The sequence below is a fragment of the Jatrophihabitans sp. YIM 134969 genome, from assembly GCF_054456675.1.
The window spans coordinates 15,674-30,539 of the sequence record NZ_JBTJEQ010000016.1; the positions used below are offsets into that span (position 1 = coordinate 15,674).

Genomic DNA, 14,866 nt, shown 5'->3' on the forward strand with positions numbered 1-14,866 from the left:
AGATGGTCAGCGTGACCAGATCCGGACAGGTGGCGGGGTCCCGCCACGAGCAGGGGTGGTCGTCGCTCGGCCTCGACGAGACCGACGCCGCGCTCTACGCCGCGTTGGTCCGCGCACCGCAGTCGGGCGTCGGCGAACTCGCCGCGGCGACCGGTCTCGACCCGGCCGGGACGGAGGCGGCGGTCGCACGCCTGGTGGCCGCCGGCGCCGCCCGCCGCACGCCCGGCGGCGGCCTGCGGTACCGCGCGGTGTCGCCGGACCTGCTGTTCGGTCCGCGCCTCGCCGAGCGGGAGGCGGAGATCCGTACGGCGCGGGAAACCGTGCGACGCCTGGAGGACCTGCACCGCGCGGGCGGGCGGTTGCCCTCGCCCTCGGACCTGGTCGAGGTCGTCGTCGGGTCCGAGGAGATCGGAGCGTGTGTCGACCGGTTGATGGAGCAGAGCCGTCGGCGCATCTGCGGTTTCGACAAGCCCCCGTACGTGCACGAACCCGGGTCGAGCTTCATGGCCGAGGTGCGCCGCCTGCACGACGGCGTGGCGCTGCAGGTCGTCTACGACCCGGAGGCGGCGGCGTGGCCCGGCCGGATGGAGCGGGACATCCTGCCCTCGGTGCGGGCGGGGGAGCAGGCACGGATCAGCGACGCCGTCCCGATCAAGCTCATGCTCTTCGACGACGAGGTGGCGGTCCTGCCCGTGGTGTCCGGCGGCGCGGTCGGGCAGGCCGCGTTCGTGGTGCGCTCGACGGCGATGGTCGCGGGTCTGCGGGCGCTGTTCGAGATGGTGTGGGCGGGCGCGTCACCGGTGTCGACCGAGCCCGTCGGCGACGACGTCGACTTCGGGCCGGTGCTGACGCTCCTCGCCGCGGGTCAGACCGACGCCGGCATCGCGCGGGCGATGGGGTGGAGCGAGCGGACCACCCAACGCCGGGTGCAACGGTTGCTCGTCGAACTCGGGGTGCGGACGCGGTTCCAGGCCGGGTTGGCGGCGCGCGACCGGGGCTGGCTGGGCTGACGCTCCCGGCTCAGCCGGCGGCGTCGGACTCGGCCTGCGCCCGCCGGTGCGCGAGCGTCGAGGCACGGGTGGCGAACGGGGAGTAGCGCGGGACCCAGCGACCGAGCGCGGCGGCGGCGAGCAGCCCGACCGACCCGATCGCGACGATCCCGGTGGCGAGGGTGCTGGCCAGGGCGACGAGTGAGACCACGACGGGCCCGACGGCGTTGCCGGAGTCGTTGTACAGCCGCCAGACGGCGAGGAACCGGGTGCGGCCGTCGGCGGGGGCGACGTCGGCGCCGAGGGTCATCATGATCCCCGAGCCGATGCCGTTGCCGAAGCTCATCGTCATCGCGACGATCGTCAACGTCACCACGCCGTGGGTCAGCGGCAGGGCGACCATGGCGCCGCCCAGGACGATCATCGACGGCAGGGCGACGGCGAGGCGCCCGAACTGGTCCATCACCTTGCCGGACGGGTAGAAGAGGGCCATGTCCACGGCGCTGGCGATGCCGAAGACGATGCTGGTCGTGCTCGCGGACAACCCGATGTGCTCGGCCCACAACGGCAACACGGTCTGCCGCGCGGCCCGCACCGCCCCGACCGCGAACACCGCCAGGCCGAGGGTGACGAACAGCCGCCGGTAGCGGACGAACATCTGCGACGAGCTCATCGCCCCGCGCACGGCCCGCTGCGCCTCGGGCGAGGAGGGGACGTCCTTGATGACCAGCACCAACGTCCCCGACGCCAGGACGGCCGCGATCGCCACGAGGTAGGCGCTGCGCAGACCGCCGACCGAGATGGCCGCGGCACCGAGGAACGGCCCGATGAACAGCCCGATGCGGTGCGAGCCGCCGAGGGTCGACAGCGCCCGGGCGCGCAGGTGCAGGGGCGCGACCTCGGTGAGGTACGACTGCCGCGCCAGGTAGTACGTCGAGTTCGAGGCGCCGACGAGCAGCAGGCACAGGCCCAGCAGCCACAACGAGCCCGTGAAGAAGCAGCCGAGCAGACCGAGCGCCGCCAGCGAACTCGCGACGGCCATGGCGTGGCGGTCACCGATGCGGTCGGCGACACGGCCGGCGGGGATGTCACCGAGGATCTGCCCGATACCAAGCAGGGCCAGCATGAACCCGGCCGTGCCCGGCGAGGCCCCGACGTCGAGCGCGGTGAGGGCGATGATCGGCGCGATGGCGCCGTCGCCGATCTCGTACACCAGCGCGGGCAGGAACACCGACGGCGCGATCTTGCGCAACGTGACGGGTGCGTCGTCGCCGCTCCCGCTCCCGCTCCTCGCCACGTCGCTCCACCATCCTCCTGTGGCCGCGGTCACCGGACCCGCTCCCTAGGATCGACCGGGTGACGGTGCGCGCGGCGGTCGTGGTGACGGGCACCGAGGTGCTCACCGGGAGAGTGGCCGACCGCAACGGGCCGTGGCTCGCCGAGGCCCTGCGTGCCGTCGGAGTCGACGTCGCACAGATCGTGGTGGTCGGCGACCGGCCCGAGGACCTCCGCGCCACGTTGGGCTTCCTGTCCGGCAGCGGCGTCGACCTGGTGCTGACCTCGGGTGGGCTCGGCCCGACCGCCGACGACCTCACCGCGGTCGTCGTGGGCGACTTCCAGGGCCGGCCCTCCGCCCTCGACACCGATCTCGAGGCCCGGATCGGCGCGATCGTGGCGCGGCTCGCCGCCGGGCGAGGGTGGCGGATGGACCCGGAGACCACGGCCGTCGCCACGCGCAAGCAGGCGATGGTGCCGCGGGGTGCCACAGTCCTGGAGCCGGTCGGCACCGCACCGGGACTGGTCGTGCCACCGGCCGAGGGCGACGGCCCGCCCGTGGTGGTCCTGCCCGGACCGCCGCGTGAGCTGCAGGGCATGTGGCCGGCCGTGTTGTCGGATGCAACGGTCCGTGCCGTGCTGGCGCGCGCGGGTGAGATCCGCCAGTCGACCGTGCGGATGTGGGGCACGCCGGAGTCGGAGATCGCGGCGACCCTGCGCGATCTCGACACCGCGTTGGACGGACTCGAGATCACCACCTGCCTGCGCGACGGCGGTGAGCTCGAGGTCGTCACCCGCTACGACCCGTCGGCCCAGCCGACCTACGACGCGTTCGTCGAGAGGCTCGAACAGGCGTACCCGCGGACGGTGTTCTCGCCGGGCGGCGCCACGGTCGACGAACTCGTCGTGGCCGCGCTCACCGCCCGGGGCTGGACGCTCGGGGTGGGGGAGTCGTGCACCGGCGGGTTGCTGACCGGTCGCCTGTCGGAGCGCGCCGGTTCGTCCGCGTACCTGCAGGGCGGGACCGTTGCGTACAGCAACGATGCCAAGGTCGACCTGCTCGGCGTCGACCCCGCGCTGTTCGAGAGCGTCGGCGCCGTGAGTGCCGAGGTGGCCGAGGCGATGGCCCGCGGTGCTGCCGCCCGCTTCGGCGCCGACGTCGGCCTCGGCGTCACCGGCATCGCCGGGCCCGGCGGGGGCACCGCCGAGAAGCCGGTCGGCCTCGTCCACCTCTGCGTCGTCACGCCCGCGAACACCCTGGCGCGTCGGCTGAACATCCCCGGCGCCCGCCCGGACGTCCGCTCCCGCGCCGTGTCGGCCGCCCTGCACCTGCTGCTGGACGTGCTCACCGCGCCGTGACGACTGCCGGGTCGTGGGCGCGCCCGGTGCTCCCGAACCGTCATCATGGGCGCGTGGACGGGCTCGGGGTGCAGCGGCCGTCACCGCGCACGCTCGTGGCCGGTGGCGTGGCCGGTGGCGTGGCCGGGTCGGCGCTCGTCACCGTTGCCTCGTACTGGGTCGGCGCGACGCCGCTGGCGTTCCGCACCGACCCGCCCGCCGTCGTCGAGGCGCTGCCGCAGGGCTCGCCGGTCGCGCTGGTCGGCTGGTACGTCGGCGTCGGGCTGGTGGTCCTCGCCTGGCTCGGCCTCGGACGACACCTCTGGCGGGGCACGGACGTCGACGTCCGGGTGCTGCGCGCGTTCGGACTGGCGACAGCCGCGCCGCTGCTGCTCGCGATGCCCGCCATGAGCCGTGACCTGTGGGCGTACGCCGCGCAGGCTCGCATCACGGCTTCCGGGCTGGACCCGTACACCGTGGCGCCCAGCGCGTTCGGCGGCCCGACGCTCGCCAACGTGTCCGCGCGGTGGGTCGACGCGCCGTCGCCCTACGGGCCGTTGTGGACCGTGCTCGCCCGCGGCCTCGACGCCGTCACCGGCGACCACGAGCTGTTGCAGGTGGTGGTGCTGCGGTTGCCGGCGGTGCTGGGGTTCGTCCTGCTCGCGGCCGTCGTGCCCGTCCTGGCGCGCCGGGTGGGCGCCTCGGCGCGGACCGCCACCTGGCTCGTCGTGGCCAACCCGCTCGTCGTCCTGCACGGTGTGGGCGGCGGCCACAACGACACCCTCATGGTCGGGCTGCTCGCTGCGGGCCTGCTCGTCGCGGTGTCGTCCGGGTCGCGGGTCCGCGCGTTGCTTCTCGGCGGCGTGCTGGTCGGGCTGGCCGCGGCGATCAAGATCCCGGCTGTCGTGGCCGCGCCCTTCCTGCCGCTGCTGTGGGCCCGCTACGCCCCCGACGGTCCGCACCGCGGCGCCGCGTCGTGGCGGGTGGTGCCCCGGGAGCGGGCGGCCGACGCCCTCGGCGGCGCGGCGCTCGCACTCCTCGGCGCCCTCGCCGCCCTCGGGCTGTCCACGCTCGCGGCCGGCCGGGGACTCGCGTGGCTGACCGCGGCGAACACCGACGAACACGGCGGTGGCCCGGTCGTCACCGCGGTGCTGGCGGCGGTCCTGGTCGTGCTCTGGGTGCTCGCGGTGCGTGACGCGCCGCTGCCCCTGCTCGCCGCCGCGCTGCTGGCGCCCGCGTTGATCTCCACGCTCTCGCTGGCCTGGTACTGGTTCTGGCCGCTCGTGCCGGCGGCGCTCGCGGTGCGAGGGCGGCTCGCCGCCTACCTGCTCGCGGTCGGATCGATCACAGCGATCCTGCACGTCCGGCCGAACGGTTTGGACCTCGCCCTGCGCCCGGAGTTGCTGGTGGTGCTGGCGGCGGTCGTCGCGTGGCTGACGCTCGACCGCCGGTGGCGCCCGTTCGCTGGGGCAGTCGAGCCGGAGGCCGTCGCGGACCCCGCCGTGTCGCGTTCGTCCAAGACCTGAGGTCCCGCCGGGTGGGACGGTCGGGCCATGACGACGACCGCCGACCTGCTCCGTCCCGTCCTCGACGACCTCGCCGTGGTGGTCGAGGGCACCCGGGGCCACGAGTCCGACCCGACCCCCTGCACCGAGCTCGACGTGGCGGGGGTGCGCCACCACGCGGCCAGCTGGCTCGCGAACTTCGCCGACGGCTACAGCGACCCGAGCGGTCAGGCCGCCGCGGCCGGGGCCGAGGTGCCGGACGACGTCGACGGACTGGTCGACAGCGTCCGCGACTCCACCGTCCGGCTCGCCACCGCCGTGCGCGACGGCGCCCTCGAACGGGAGCTGAAGCTCGGCGGGAACGGCCTGCCCGGCGACGTGGCGCTGTCCATGATCCTGTGGGAGTACGTGGTCCACGGCTGGGACCTCGCCGCCGCCACCGGCCAACGCTGGGCGCCGTCGGACGAGGCGTGCGAGGCCTCGCTGCAGTTCGCGCCGGCCATGCTCACCGACGAGTTCCAGGGCGAGGGCAAACCGTTCGGTCCGCCCGTCCCGGTCCCGGACGACGCACCGGCGCTCGACCGGTTGCTCGGCCTGTCCGGCCGCGACCCCGGCTGGTCCCCAGCGTCCTGACATCGCGGCGGGTTACCGTCGCACCCCGTGCCGCGACCTCCCGCTCTCCGCCGGTCCGCCGGCGTCCTGGCCGCGACCGTGGTGCTGGTGTCGACGCTGGTCGCCTGCACCTCGGACGACCGCCCCGACCGCGACGCCGCCCAGGAGTTCCTCGACGCCTACGCCGCGCGCAACGCGGCCGACGCGGGGCTCGCGACCGATGACCCCACGGCGGCGAAGACCGCGCTGGCCGCGACGCTCGCGGCCATGCCGGGCGCGACGCCGACGTTCACCGTCACCGGCTCGACGAAGGACCCGAAGACCACCTCGACGGTCGACTACCGGGCCTCGTGGAAGTTCGCGGGCGTGACGCGGACGTGGGACTACACGGGCACGCTGACGGTCCAGGCGGGCGGGAAGGACGACGACCCGTGGAAGGTGCGGTGGACCACGACCGACGTCGCACCCGCGGTGACCCAGGCCGGGCAGTACCTCGCGACCACGCGGACCGCGCCGACCCGCGGCGGGTTGCTCGACAGCGACGGCACCCCCTTGTTCACGCAGCAGGAGGTCGTCACCGTCGGCATCGACCGGACGCAGGCGGGTGACCTGGGCACGCTCGCCGCCCAGCTGGCCGCCGTGCCGCAACTGCAGACCACCGCGGCCCAGATCATCGCCGATGCCGAGGCGACGCCCACCGGTCAGCTCGTCACGGTCGTGACCCTGCGTCGCGCGGTCTACGACCAGGTCAAGGCCCGCATCTACGACCTGCCCGGCGTGCAGTTCCCCTCCAGCACCGCGCTGCTCGGTCCGACCAGCACCTTCGCGCAGCCGCTGCTCGGCCGCGTCGGACCCGCCACCGCCGACCAGGTGCAGGCCTCGAAGGGGGCGATCACCGCCGGTGACGTCGTGGGTCAGGGCGGTCTGCAGGAGGCGCTGAACGCCACGCTCGGCGGCACACCCGGCCTCTCGGTCGACCTGCGTGACAGCACAGACCGGAAGGTCAGGTCGGTCGCGACCGTGGCCGGGCCGGCCGCCGGGAAGGACGTCACGCTCACCCTGGACCGGGCGGTGCAGACCGCCGCGGAGAACACGCTGGCGGACGTCGCCCTCCCGGCGACCATCGTCGTCACCCGCCCCTCGACCGGCGCCGTGCTCGCGGTGGCGAACAACGCCGCCGCGGCGGCGCAGGGCGACCTGGCGCTGACCGGGCAGTTCCCGCCCGGCTCGACGTTCAAGATCGCCACGTACACCGGGGTCTTCTCGCAGCTGTCCGGCATCACGCCCGACACCCCGGTCGACTGCCCCGCGACGACGACCGTCAACGGCCAGACCGTCCGCAACGAGGACGAGTTCACCAAGGGCACGATCCCGGTCGCGCAGGCGTTCGCGTTCTCCTGCAACACCAGCGCCGCCGCGTTCGCGCTGAAGCTGCCGGCCGGCGGGCTGGCCCGGGCCGCGGCGTCGCTGGGGCTGGGGCAGAAGTGGGAGCTGCCGGTCGACGCGTTCTCCGGGTCGATGCCGAACGACGCCCAGAGCAACGAACTGGCCGCCGAGGGCTACGGGCAGGGGCAGGTGCTGGTCAGCCCGCTGCTCATGGCGGAGATGGCGGGCGGTGCTGCGACCGGCACCGCCGTCGCGCCGTCACTCGTGGCAGGCACGCCGGGGCAGAAGCTCGCCACCGCGTCCCCGGCGGTGACCGCCGCGATGAACACCCTCATGCGTGACGTCGTCACTGTCCCCGGGGCGACCGGGCGTGGCCTCGCCGACCTGCCCGGCGAGGTCGAGGGCAAGACCGGCACCGCCGAGTACGGCACCGACGACCCGCCGAAGGCGCACTCGTGGTTCGCCGGGGTGCGCGGCGACCTCGCGTTCTCGGTGTTCGTCCTCGGCGGGGAACGCTCGACCGACACCTCGGTGCCGATCAGCCGCACGTTGCTGCAGGCGCTGCCGCAGTGACCCCGCGTGCGGACCTGCCGCTCGCCGACCGTGACCTCACCGAGCCGCACCCGCTCCGGCTGCCGGCGGACCACCCGCGCCGGGCGGAGGTCCTCGCCGCGCACGCCGCGGCCATGGCGGCGGACGAGGCGCTCTACCGCGACCCCGAGACCGGCCTGTTCGTCATGACCGCCCGCTACCTCGCCGGCCGCGGCTGGTGCTGTGGCAACGGCTGCCGGCACTGCCCCTACCTCGCGAGTTGATCAAGGAGCTGTGATCGTGCGACACGCCGGGCGCCACGACCACAGCTCCTTGATCAACGACGGGGGTGGGGTGGCGTCCGGGCCGGGACGACGTGCTCCACGGGGGTCGCGGGGGAGTCGGCCGGGGTGACGGGCAGGCCCGCGGCGGACCAGGCGTGGAAGCCGCCGTCGAGGTCGGTGGCGGGCAGGCCCAGTGAGCGCAGGGCGGCGGCGGCGAGCGACGAGGTGTAGCCCTCGGAGCAGACGACGACCCACTCCTGACCCGCGACCGCCTGCGGCAGCCGGGCCGACGAGCCCGGGTGCAGGCGCCACTCGAGGTGGTTGCGTTCGACCACGACGGCGCCCGGGATCTCGCCCTCGCGGCCGCGCTGCCAGGCCGGGCGGATGTCGACCAGCAACGCGCCGCGGCGCACCGCCTCCGCGGCGGCGCCCGGTCCGAGGCGGGGGAGTCCACCCCGCGCGGCGGCCAGCAGTTCCTCGACACTCGCGTACAGCGCGGGCGGTGCAGCGACGGCCGTCACGACGCCGGCTCCGGATCGGTCGTGTCGAGGACCGATGTCAGCTGCAACGATCCGTCCTGCACGTCGAAGTAGCCCATGCGACGCAAGGGTCGCGAGTACACGTGCACCGACACTGCGGGTTCCGTGCCGAGGTTGCGGACGTCGTGGACGCGATCGGTGCCGAAGGCAACGGTCGTCCGCGCGCGGTGCTCGCGGTCGTGCAGCCCGCCGTGGCGCCGACCGGACGGGTCGCGGCGGCCTGGCGACCAGACCGACTCGGTGAGCACGCCGCGCACGACGGTGAACGCGCCGGCGGAGCCGCCGTGGTCGTGCAACTGGGTGCTCTGGGACGGCAGCCAGCTGATGACCCACACGTCGATGAGGTCGTCGGCGTGGACGCGCACGTGCCAGCGGGCGTCGGGATCGCCCGGTCGGGCCGGGTCGCCGTAGCGGACGGGACCGAACCGGCCGGCGGCCAGTTCGGCCGCGTACCAGCGGGTGAGTTCGCCGAGTCGACGGCCGGCGAGCGGCTGGTCGTCGGCGGGGAGGTGGTGGCCGGCAACGGCCGGGAGCAGGGTGGAGGTCACGGGTCGACTCCGGGAGGACGGGCGGACGAGGGTCAGCGGGACGTGACCCGGGGACACCACTCGTCGAACAAGCCCGCGCGTCGTCCCGACCAGAACCGGTCCAGCAGCGCACCCTCGTGGGTGGCGGGAGAACCTGACCGGGACGTCACTCCACCATTGTGCACCATGTCCACCGTTCTTGTGGAGTACCTCGGCCCAGGGGCCGCGAGGGGGCATCCCCTAAGCTCCGAGGTGTGAGCCGTACCGCCCTGTTCGAGTGGACCGCCGTCGCCATCCTGCTGCTCGGGTGCGCGGTGGCCACGGCGGGCGTCATCACCATCGTCTTCGACGGGGGCCTCGCCGCCGTCCTGCTCGTGGCCGGTGGCGTCATCGCGCTGCTCGGCGCCCTCGTCTGGACGATCGTCGTCAAGCGGGCCACCCGCGGACGCAGCACCGCCGACGCGCACTGACCTCACAGATCTGATCCCTCGTACGTTCACCCTCCGTGGAGGGTCTGCCGCCGTTCGAGTCCGTCGTCGCCGCACACGGCGCCGTCGTGCTGCGGGTGTGCCGGGCGGTGGTCGGGCCGGTCGACGCCGACGACGCCTGGTCCGAGACCTTCCTCTCCGCCCTGCGCGCCTACCCGCGCCTGCGGCCGGACTCCGACGTCCGCGCCTGGCTCGTCACCATCGCCCACCGTCGCGCCCTGGACGTCGTCCGGGCCCGGGGCCGGGCCCCGCTGCCGGTGGCCGAACCGGCTCCTGACGCGGTCGCGCGGGAGACCGCCGATCCCGACCCGACCGACCCCGCGCTCGCCGCGGCGGTCGCCGCCCTGCCGGACCGGCAACGCCACGCCGTCGCGTACCGCTACCTCGCCGACCTCGCCTACGCCGACATCGCCGCGCTGCTCGGCAGCACCGAGGCGGCCGCCCGCCGCAGCGCCGCCGACGGCATCGCCACCCTGCGCCGCACCACCGCGGCCCGACCACGGGAGACGTCGTGACCGACCCCGCCCAGACCACGGACCCGGCCTCCGACACCGCCGCGCTCGCGAGCCTGCACGCCCGGCTGGTGACCGCGGCCGCGGAGCAGGACCTGCTCGACCTCGCCTACCGCACCGTCGACTCCCCGCTCGGCCCGCTGCTCGTCGCCGCGACGCCCGCGGGAGTCGTGCGCGTCGCGTTCGCCAGCGAGGGCCACGACGACGTCCTGACCGCCCTCGCGGCCGCCGTGAGCCCCCGCGTGCTGCACGCGCCCGGACGGCTCGACGCGGCCGCCCGCGAGCTCGACGAGTACTTCGCCGGCGACCGGCACGACTTCGACCTGCCGCTGGACCTGCGCCTCACCCGCGGTTTCCGCCGCACGGTGGTCGAGCACCTGCGCGCCATCCCGTACGGAACCCGCGCGAGCTACGGGGCCGTCGCCGCCGGGGTCGGCCACCCGGCGGCGGTGCGCGCGGTCGGCACCGCGTGCGCCACCAACCCGGTGCCGCTCGTGGTCCCATGCCACCGCGTCGTGCGCTCCGACGGCACCACCGGCGCCTACCGCGGCGGTGCCGAGGCCAAGGCGCGCCTGCTCGCCTGGGAGCAGACCGCGCCGTTGAGTCCGCGGGCGCTCGGTACCGGTTAGGTTCGGTGGGTGCCCCCGCCGCCCTCGGCCGTCCCTGACACCGGTGCCGCCGCGCTCGCCCCCGAGCCCGGCAGCGCCGACGACGTCTGCGCCCGCGAGCCGATCAGGGTCCCGGGGTCGATCCAGCCGCACGGGGTCCTGCTCGGCCTGGACGAGCAGAACCGGATCGTCGTCGTCTCGGACAACGTCGACACCCTCCTCGGCCGCTCGGTCGCGTCCCTGCACGGGGTCGACGCCGCCACGGTCATCGGCCCGGGTCAGCTCGCGAGCGTCCTGTCGGCGATGAACCCGGCCGATCCCGAGGGGGTCGGCGGACCGCTGCGGTTGCGCCTGCCCACGGCCTCCGACGGCGGGGGGCTCGGCATGCTCGCGGGTGCCGAGGTCGACGTGCTCGTGCACCGCTCGACCGGGATGCGGGTGGTCGAACTCGAACCGGTGCTCGACGCCCTCGGTGCCGGCGCGATGTCCTACCGCACCGCCCGGGAGGCGCTCGCCCGGATCACCGCCGCGGGCAGCATCACCACGCTCTGTGACGTGCTCGCCGCCGAGGTCCACGCGCTGACCGGCTTCGACCGCGTCATGGTCTACCGCTTCGACGCGAACTGGAACGGCGAGGTCGTCGCCGAGCGGTGCCTGCCGGAGCAGGAGCCCTACCTCGGCCTGCACTACCCGGCCAGCGACATCCCGGCCCAGGCGCGGGAGCTGTACGTCCGCAACTGGACCCGGCTCATCGCCGACGCCACCTACACGCCCAGCGCGCTGGTGCCGGACCACGACCCGGCCACCGGCGCGCCCATCGACCTCTCGCGGGCCGCCCTGCGCAGCGTCTCGCCGGTGCACCTGCAGTACCTCGCCAACATGGGCGTGCACGCGTCGATGTCGCTGTCGCTCGTCATCGACGGCCGGCTCTGGGGCCTGGTGGCCTGCCACCACAACAGCCCGCACCGGCCCTCGTTCGACGCCCGGTCCGCCGCCGAGTTCCTCGCCCAGGTCGCGTCGTCGGCCATCGACGACCGGGAGCAGGCCGACCGCCGCGAGGCCGAACTGCGTGCGCAGCAGCGGGTCGCGGCGCTGACCGATCGCATCAGTCACGACGACACCACGCTCGACGTCGCGCTCGTGCTCGCGGCCGAGGAGATGCGCGAGCTGTTCGAGGCGGACTCGTTGGTGGTGGAGGTGGTCGTCGACGACACCCCCTCACGGCAGACGTTCGGCGCGCCCGTCGCCCCCGACCTCGCGGAGCGGATCGTGGACCTGCTGCGGCGCACGGTGCCGGACGACCCGGTCGTCACGTCCGACGGCCTCGCAGCGCTCGACCCGGACCTCGACCCCTCGTACGCCGGCGCGATGGTCGTCGACCTCGGCGACGGCCGCTGGCTGCTCGCGCTGCGCCACGAACTCGCCCGCGCCGTCACGTGGGGTGGCGAGCCGACGGTCAAGGTCGTGCACCCGCCCACCCGCGACGGTGACCTGCCGACCTACGGCCCCCGCGAGTCGTTCGCGCAGTGGCAGGAGGTCGAGCGGGGACGCAGCACCCCGTGGCAGCCCCCTCAGGTCGACGCCGCGGACACGCTGCGCCAGTTCGTCGACCGCATCCGGGTCCGGCGGGCCCGTGACCAGCTGTTCGTGGCCGAGTCGTTGCAGCGTGCACTGGTCATGCCGGTCGCGCCGACGATCCCGGGGGTCGACCTCGCGACCCGCTACAACCCGTCGGAGTCGGGCATCCTCGGCGGCGACTGGTGGGACGTCGTCCCGACCGCGAGTGGCCGGTACGCGCTCGTCGTCGGCGACGTCAGCGGTCACGGCCTCGACGCCGCCGCGACCATGGCGCAGATCCGGACCTCGCTGCGCACCTACCTGCTCGACGGCACACCGCCGGGGGAGGCGTTGGACCGCCTCGACCGCGCCGTGGCCACGCTCATGCGCCGCACGATCGCGACCTGCGCCATCGTCGAGATCGACCCGGTGGCGAGCGAGGTGTCGGTGCTCGGCGCGGCGCACCTGCCCCCGGTCCTGGTCCCGGCCGACCCGACCGCGCCGGCGCGGGCGTTGCAGACCGCGACCCGCCCGCCGCTCGGGGTGCAACTCGCGGCCGCGCTGCAGCCCACCGTCGTCGCCCTGGAGCCGGGCGACACCCTGCTGACGTTCTCCGACGGCCTGGTGGAGCGGCGTGACACCGCGATCGACACCACGATGGCGACCCTGCTGGCGCTGGTGGAGCAGCGTCGTCCCGACCCGGGCCTGCTCGACGGCTGGCTCGGCGGGGTGGTCCAGGCCGGGGTCGGCGACGGCAGCGACGACACCACGGCCCTGGCGGCACGCGTCCGCGCCTGAGGCTCAGCAGCGAGCTCCCGGAGCCGGGAGGCGCGAGCCGGTGGCGCCTCAGGCGTCGATGGTGAAGACGGTGTCGAGGGCGGTGATCTCCAGCAGCCGCCGGGTGCGTGCGCTCGGGCGGCGCAGCACCAGCTGACCCCCGGTGTCGGTGGCGACGTTGCGCAACTCGACCAGGGTCCCGATGCCGCTCGAGTCGAGGAACGAGACCCCGGACAGGTCGAGGACGAGCGTCGAGCCCTCGCGGGACCGGAGGGCCTCGTGGGCGTCCCGGAACAGGTGGTCGGCGGTGGCGATGTCGAGGTCGCCCGCGACGGCGATCACGACGGCCCCGTCCACGTCGTCGCGTGTCAGTTCCACGGCGACGGATTCAACCACGGCGCACCCGCTCGTGCGCGGACGAGGCCGTCCCGCGGGCCCACGACGCCGGGCCCCGCAGCTTGTGAACACGTTCACGAGCGCGCGTAACCTCGGGGACGTGACCACCACCGCCCCGATCTCCGGCACGGCGGGGGCGACGCCCGACTCCGCGCCGGAGGGCACCGCACGGCCCAGCGCCGCACTGCCCAGCGCCGATCTGCCCGAGCGCAGCACCGCCGACGTCGTCGTCGTGGGGGCGGGGCCGTCCGGCAGCGCCGCCGCGTACTGGATGGCGCAGGCGGGCCTCGACGTCGCGCTCGTCGAGAAGAGCCGGTTCCCTCGCGAGAAGGTCTGCGGCGACGGCCTCACCCCGCGCGGCACCCGGGCGCTCCTCGACATGGGCGTCGACGTCTCCGAGGAGGCGGGCTGGCTGCACAACAAGGGCTTGCGCGTGGTCGGCGGTGGACTGCGGCTGCACCTGGACTGGCCCGAGCTGACGTCGTTCCCCTCCTACGGTCTGGTCCGCCCGCGCGCCGACCTCGACTCGCTGCTGGCCGGTCGGGCCGTCTCCGCCGGCGCCCGGTTGTACCAAGAGGGCACGGTCGGCGACCCGCTCGAGGACGCCACCGGCCGCGTGGTCGGGGTCAGCGGTAAGCAGGGTCCGGACAAGCGCCCGTTCGAGATCACCGCGCCCATCGTCGTCGCCTGCGACGGCGTGTCCGGCCGGATGGCGCTCAAGCGCGGCATCAACCGCGACGACAAGCGCCCGATGGGTGTGGCCGTGCGCCGCTACTACGAGAGCCCGCGCACCCACGACGACTACCTCGAGTCCTGGCTCGAACTCTGGGACGGCCCGCCCGGCGCCGACGACGCCAAGCTGCTGCCCGGCTACGGCTGGATCTTCGGCATGGGCGACGGCACGGTCAACGTCGGGCTCGGCGTGCTCAACTCGAGCGCGGGCTTCCAGAAGACCGACTACCGCGCGCTGCTCACCACCTGGCTCGACAACACGCCCGAGGAGTGGGGACTGCGCGAGGCCAACGCCACCGGCCCGACCCGCGGCGCGGGCCTGCCGATGGGTTTCAACCGGACGCCGCACTACCGCGACGGTCTCATGCTGGTCGGCGACTCCGGCGGGTCGGTCAACCCGTTCAACGGCGAGGGCATCCCGTACGCGATGGAGTCCGGCAAGTTCGCGGCCGAGGCGGTCGTGCAGGCGCTGGGCCGGCCCGAGGGCAGCAGCCGGGAGAAGGCGTTCGCAGGTTACCCCGCGGCGATGGCGGCCGAGTGGGGCAGCTACTACCGCCTCGGCGGGGTGTTCGTGAAGCTCATCGGCAACCCCGCGGTGATGCGCGCGTGCACCCGGCACGGTCTGCCGCACCCGGGCCTCATGCGGTTCGTGCTCAAACTGCTGGCGAACCTCCACGACCCGCACGGTGGTGACCTGTCCGACCGCGCCATCGAGGTGCTCACGAAGATCACCCCGGCGGTGCGGTGACCGTTTCCAGGTAAGGCGACCCTTATCCCGTCCGGGGCGGCACCCCGGAGCTAGCCTCGTAG

Annotated in this window: 15 protein-coding genes; 11 read left to right on the forward strand and 4 right to left on the reverse strand. The window is 74.5% G+C overall.

Going from position 1 to position 14,866, the window contains the following annotated elements; genetic code table 11:
- Positions 1–11: 11 nt before the first annotated feature.
- Positions 12–1,010: a helix-turn-helix domain-containing protein gene (locus ACXR2U_RS10390; RefSeq protein WP_458824946.1), complete on the forward strand. Its 999-nt coding sequence runs from the start codon at positions 12–14 to the stop codon at positions 1,008–1,010.
- Positions 1,011–1,020: 10 nt separating this feature from the next.
- On the opposite strand, the gene ACXR2U_RS10395 is transcribed toward ACXR2U_RS10390, so the two are convergent.
- The gene (locus ACXR2U_RS10395) at positions 1,021–2,286 is read right to left on the reverse strand and encodes an MFS transporter (RefSeq protein WP_458824947.1); all 1,266 of its coding nucleotides are present in this window, start codon (positions 2,284–2,286) and stop codon (positions 1,021–1,023) included.
- A 59-nt stretch (positions 2,287–2,345) separates the two neighbouring features.
- On the opposite strand from ACXR2U_RS10395, the gene ACXR2U_RS10400 reads away from it, so the two are divergent.
- From ACXR2U_RS10400 to ACXR2U_RS10420, 5 genes are read left to right on the forward strand one after another with little or no spacing between them, the layout of a single operon-like run.
- Positions 2,346–3,623: a competence/damage-inducible protein A gene (locus tag ACXR2U_RS10400; protein WP_458824948.1), complete on the forward strand. Its 1,278-nt coding sequence runs from the start codon at positions 2,346–2,348 to the stop codon at positions 3,621–3,623.
- Between the two features lie 53 nt (positions 3,624–3,676).
- A complete protein-coding gene (gene mptB / locus ACXR2U_RS10405; protein WP_458824949.1) occupies positions 3,677–5,128 on the forward strand; it encodes a polyprenol phosphomannose-dependent alpha 1,6 mannosyltransferase MptB in 1,452 nt (483 codons plus the stop codon).
- Between the two features lie 27 nt (positions 5,129–5,155).
- Positions 5,156–5,740: a TIGR03086 family metal-binding protein gene (locus ACXR2U_RS10410; RefSeq protein ID WP_458824950.1), complete on the forward strand. Its 585-nt coding sequence runs from the start codon at positions 5,156–5,158 to the stop codon at positions 5,738–5,740.
- 27 nt (positions 5,741–5,767) lie between these two features.
- Positions 5,768–7,678, forward strand: coding sequence for a penicillin-binding transpeptidase domain-containing protein (locus tag ACXR2U_RS10415; protein WP_458824951.1), 1,911 nt, complete (start codon positions 5,768–5,770; stop codon positions 7,676–7,678).
- Positions 7,675–7,920, forward strand: a complete 246-nt coding sequence (locus ACXR2U_RS10420) for a DUF5522 domain-containing protein (RefSeq protein WP_458824952.1) — start codon at positions 7,675–7,677, stop codon at positions 7,918–7,920. Before ACXR2U_RS10415 ends, ACXR2U_RS10420 begins: the two co-directional genes overlap by 4 nt.
- A gap of 53 nt (positions 7,921–7,973) precedes the next feature.
- On the opposite strand, the gene ACXR2U_RS10425 is transcribed toward ACXR2U_RS10420, so the two are convergent.
- Together ACXR2U_RS10425 and ACXR2U_RS10430 are read right to left on the reverse strand one after the other, a co-directional pair.
- Complete coding sequence (locus tag ACXR2U_RS10425) at positions 7,974–8,441, reverse strand: rhodanese-like domain-containing protein (protein ID WP_458824953.1); 468 nt, start codon at positions 8,439–8,441, stop codon at positions 7,974–7,976.
- Positions 8,438–9,007, reverse strand: coding sequence for a cysteine dioxygenase (locus tag ACXR2U_RS10430; protein WP_458824954.1), 570 nt, complete (start codon positions 9,005–9,007; stop codon positions 8,438–8,440). Before ACXR2U_RS10430 ends, ACXR2U_RS10425 begins: the two co-directional genes overlap by 4 nt.
- 233 nt (positions 9,008–9,240) lie before the next feature.
- Between ACXR2U_RS10430 and ACXR2U_RS10435 the strand changes: the two genes are divergently transcribed.
- The 4 genes from ACXR2U_RS10435 to ACXR2U_RS10450 are packed head-to-tail and all read left to right on the forward strand — an operon-like array spanning position 9,241 to position 12,949.
- Positions 9,241–9,456, forward strand: a complete 216-nt coding sequence (locus ACXR2U_RS10435; protein WP_458824955.1) for a hypothetical protein — start codon at positions 9,241–9,243, stop codon at positions 9,454–9,456.
- A gap of 44 nt (positions 9,457–9,500) precedes the next feature.
- Positions 9,501–9,989, forward strand: a complete 489-nt coding sequence (locus tag ACXR2U_RS10440) for an RNA polymerase sigma factor (RefSeq protein ID WP_458825014.1) — start codon at positions 9,501–9,503, stop codon at positions 9,987–9,989.
- Complete coding sequence (locus tag ACXR2U_RS10445) at positions 9,986–10,615, forward strand: methylated-DNA--[protein]-cysteine S-methyltransferase (protein WP_458824956.1); 630 nt, start codon at positions 9,986–9,988, stop codon at positions 10,613–10,615. The genes ACXR2U_RS10440 and ACXR2U_RS10445 overlap by 4 nt, the downstream gene beginning before the upstream one ends.
- 9 nt (positions 10,616–10,624) lie before the next feature.
- Positions 10,625–12,949 (forward strand): SpoIIE family protein phosphatase, encoded by a 2,325-nt coding sequence (locus ACXR2U_RS10450; RefSeq protein WP_458824957.1) that lies wholly within the window; start codon positions 10,625–10,627, stop codon positions 12,947–12,949.
- 48 nt (positions 12,950–12,997) lie between these two features.
- Here the strand turns inward: ACXR2U_RS10450 and ACXR2U_RS10455 are convergent, their stop codons facing one another.
- Positions 12,998–13,306, reverse strand: a complete 309-nt coding sequence (locus tag ACXR2U_RS10455) for an STAS domain-containing protein (protein ID WP_458824958.1) — start codon at positions 13,304–13,306, stop codon at positions 12,998–13,000.
- A 217-nt stretch (positions 13,307–13,523) separates the two neighbouring features.
- Between ACXR2U_RS10455 and ACXR2U_RS10460 the strand changes: the two genes are divergently transcribed.
- Positions 13,524–14,804, forward strand: a complete 1,281-nt coding sequence (locus ACXR2U_RS10460; protein ID WP_458825015.1) for a geranylgeranyl reductase family protein — start codon at positions 13,524–13,526, stop codon at positions 14,802–14,804.
- The last annotated feature ends 62 nt before the right edge of the window (positions 14,805–14,866 follow it).